We start from the raw sequence: 3347 nt of genomic DNA on the forward strand, positions 1-3347 counted from the left end.
CCGCTGGCGCCGGCGGCCGCCAGTCCCGCGCCGGCGCCTGCGCGCTGGCGCAACCGCACGGAAGCCTATGCCACGCTCGAAGCGCTGGCCGAATACCTGGCGCAGATCGAGCCGCACAGTCCGACCCCTTTCCTCATCCGCCGCGCCGTCAACTGGGGCCGCATGCCGCTGCCCGAGGTGATCGCGGAAATCATCCGCGAGGAGGGCGACTTGAACCGCCTGGTGAATGTGCTGGGGATACGCCTGTGATGGCATGAACTGCGCGGCGGCGCCCAGCGGCCATGCCGGCGGCGTGGCGCCATCCACGGTAAGATACGGCATTTTCAGCCGTTGTGAGGACACCCGGGTGCGCGTATTGCTGGTGGAAGACGATCCGATGATCGGGGAAAGCATGGTCGCGGGCCTGCTTGGCGAGTGCTATGCCGTCGACTGGGTGCGCGATGGCAGGGATGCGGAGCTGGCGCTGGCCGGCTTTGCCTACGATCTGATGCTGCTGGACCTGGGCTTGCCCGGCAAGCAGGGCATGGACGTGCTGCGCGCCACGCGCGCGCGCGGCGGCGACTTGCCTGTGCTGATCATCACGGCGCGCGACGGTACGCCGGCCCGCGTGGACGGGCTCGACAGCGGTGCCGACGACTATCTGGTGAAACCGTTCGACCTCGATGAATTGCTGGCGCGCATACGCGCCTTGCTGCGCCGTCGGGTCAGCCGTTCGCGTTCCGTCATCGAGCATGGCGCGCTGATCCTGGACCTGGCCAGCCACGACGTCACCTTCGAGGGCGAGCTGATCAAGCTGCCGCCGCGCGAGTTTTCCGTGCTGCGCGCCTTGCTCGACCATCCGGGCAAGGTAGTGTCGAAGCGCCAGCTGGGCGAAAAGCTGTATGGCTGGGATAACGAAGTGGAAAGCAATACCGTCGACGTGTATGTGTATCAGCTGCGCAAGAAGTTCGGCGCTGACTGCATCCAGACCGTGCGCGGCGTGGGCTACAAGATGCCGGTGGCGCCATGCTGAGCATCCGCCGCCAGCTGCTGCTGGGCTTGCTGGCCGCCACCTTGCTGTGCGTGCTGGGCGCGGGCATTTCGCTGTTCCGTTCCCTGCTGGAAGAAACCAATGAACTGGCCGACTTGCAGTTGCGCCAGCTGGCCGTGGCCTTGCCCGACGAATTCGCGCCGCAGACGGGCTTGCCCGCCGCGCACGACCCGGAAGAAGCGTTCGTGCTGCAGGCGTGGGACGAAGCGGGCCAGTCCTTGTCCGTCCTGCCGGGCCAGCCGCAATTGCCGCGCTACGCGCTGGCCGGTTTTGCCGATGTCACCTTGCGTGGCGAGGACTGGCGCCTGTACGGCGAGACACGGCGCGGACGCTACGTGCAAGTGGCGCAGGCGCAAGCCGTGCGCGACCAGCTGGCCTGGCAGATGACCATGCGCGCGGGCGCGCCGCTGCTGGTGTTCGCGCTGATCCTGGGGCTGCTGATCGTCGCCGTGGTGCGGCGCGCGCTGGCGCCGCTGCACCGGCTGGCCGCATCCGTGGCCGGCCGTTCGCCGGACGCGCTCACGCCGCTGCCGGCTGATGACATGCCGCCCGAACTGCGCCCCGTTGTGCTGGCTCTGAATGGCTTGATGGGGCAATTCGAGGCGGCGCTGGCGGCGCAGCGCACCTTTGTCGCCGATGCGGCGCATGAATTGCGCTCGCCGCTGACGGCGCTCAAATTGCAGTTGCAGGTGGCCGAGCGGGCCACCAGCGAAGACGAGCGCCGCGCCGCGCTGGCCAAGCTGCACGGCCGCCTGGACCGCAGCACGCACCTGGTGCGCCAGTTGCTGAGCCTGGCGCGCCACGAGACGGCGCTGACGGCCAGCCAGCTGCGCCCGGTGGACCTGGGGCAGTTGCTGGAAGCGGCCGTGGCCGACCATAGCGCGCTGGCCGACAGCCGCGACATCGACCTGGGCGTGCTGGAACCACACGCTGCCGCCGCGCCCGTGCTGGTGAACGCCGACCCCGACGGCCTGCAAGTGCTGCTGAATAACCTGATCGACAATGCGCTGCGCTACACGCAGCGGGGCGGCAGGGTGGATCTGCAGGCGGCGCTGGAAGGCGGCCGCCCGTTGCTGCGCGTGTCCGACAACGGCCCCGGCGTTCCGCGGCAGCACCATGCGCGCCTGTTCGACCGCTTCTTCCGGCCAGACGGCAACGACGCCTGGGGCTGCGGGCTGGGCCTGTCCATCGTGCGCCATATCGCCGAACACCACCAGGCCGACATCGCGCTGGCCGATGGCGAAGCGGGGAGGGGACTGCGGGTGACGGTGCGTTTTGCGCAAGCGGCTTGAACGAAAAAAAAGCGGATGCCGCTGAAGGCATCCGCTTTTTTTGAGAGGCGAGGTGCTTATGCCAGCTCGGTGATGAATTGCTCGCGCGCAGGGCGCACTTTTTTCAGGTCGACCAGCCAGTCGCCTTCACCGGCGCGGTAGCCCAGCGGCAGCATGACGACGGAGCGCAGGCCTTTTTCGCGCAAGCCCAGGATCTCGTCGACCTTGGCCGGATCAAAGCCTTCCATCGGCACCGAATCGACTTTTTCTTCCGCTGCCGCGATCAGGGCCGTGCCCACGCCGATGTAGGCCTGGCGCGCCGCGTGCTGGTAGTTGGTTTCCGCATCGCGTTGTGGATACGTGGCCAGGATCTGCTGGCGGTAGGCTTCCCAGCCTTCGTTCTTGAAGCCGCGCACGGTGTTGACCAGGTCAAACATCGCGTTGATGCGTTCCACCGTGTAGTTGTCCCAGGCGGCAAACACCAGCAAATGCGAGGCGTCCGTCACTTGCGACTGGTTCCACGCATGCGGCTTGATCTGCTCGCGCAGGGCCGGATTCGTCACGACGAAGACTTCGTAAGGATGCAGTCCGCTGGAGCTGGCCGTCAGGCGCACGGCTTCCAGGATGCGCTCGACCTTATCTTGCGGCACCACTTTGCTGGGGTCCATCTTCTTGGTGGCGTAGCGCCATTGCAGTGTTTCGAGCAGTGCGGACATGTAAATCCCTTTCATAATGAATAGTTCAGATTGGAAATGATAGCGGATTCCGCCATTTCAAGTGCGCGGCCCAAAAAAGAAGCGGTGGTGCGTACTCAACTTAGCGTACACCAGCATCGTTGTCTACAGGCCAAGCATGGCAAGCTCCGCGTCCGGGTAGCGCGCGCCCTGCACGCTGGCAGGGGCGATGGCGGCGCCGATGGCGGCCAGCTCGCTGTCGTTCAGGCTGAGCTGGGCGGCGGCGGTATTTTCTTCCAGGTGCGGCAGGCTGCGGGCGCCGGGAATCGGCACGATGTTGTCGCCTTGCGCCAGCAGCCAGGCCAGGGCCAG

4 protein-coding genes and 1 pseudogene are annotated in these 3347 nt (G+C 66.6%); 3 read left to right on the plus strand and 2 right to left on the minus strand.

Translation table 11 applies throughout. From position 1 onward, the window contains the following. The 3 genes and pseudogenes from JaAD80_RS28475 to JaAD80_RS28485 all read left to right on the plus strand — a co-directional run. Positions 1-249: pseudogene (locus tag JaAD80_RS28475) on the plus strand (type VI secretion system protein TssA); the annotation flags it as partial. Positions 250-346: 97 nt separating this feature from the next. Then, a complete protein-coding gene (locus JaAD80_RS28480) occupies positions 347-1012 on the plus strand; it encodes a response regulator transcription factor (RefSeq protein WP_102299531.1) in 666 nt (221 codons plus the stop codon). Then, on the plus strand, positions 1006-2322 hold the full coding sequence (locus tag JaAD80_RS28485; RefSeq protein WP_102299527.1) for an ATP-binding protein: 1317 nt from the start codon (positions 1006-1008) through the stop codon (positions 2320-2322). The genes JaAD80_RS28480 and JaAD80_RS28485 overlap by 7 nt, the downstream gene beginning before the upstream one ends. 56 nt (positions 2323-2378) lie before the next feature. Here the strand turns inward: JaAD80_RS28485 and JaAD80_RS28490 are convergent, their stop codons facing one another. Both JaAD80_RS28490 and JaAD80_RS28495 read right to left on the minus strand, forming a co-directional pair. Next, positions 2379-3017 carry an NAD(P)H-dependent oxidoreductase gene (locus JaAD80_RS28490; protein WP_102299529.1) on the minus strand — a complete coding sequence of 213 codons (639 nt, stop codon included), beginning with the start codon at positions 3015-3017 and terminating at the stop codon, positions 2379-2381. 123 nt (positions 3018-3140) lie between these two features. Beyond that, positions 3141-3347 (minus strand): aldo/keto reductase (locus tag JaAD80_RS28495; protein ID WP_146012591.1); only part of this gene is annotated, 207 nt, incomplete at its 5' end.

Origin of the sequence: Janthinobacterium sp. AD80 (assembly GCF_002878455.1) — a bacterium.
Classification (GTDB): Bacteria; Pseudomonadota; Gammaproteobacteria; order Burkholderiales; family Burkholderiaceae_D; genus Janthinobacterium.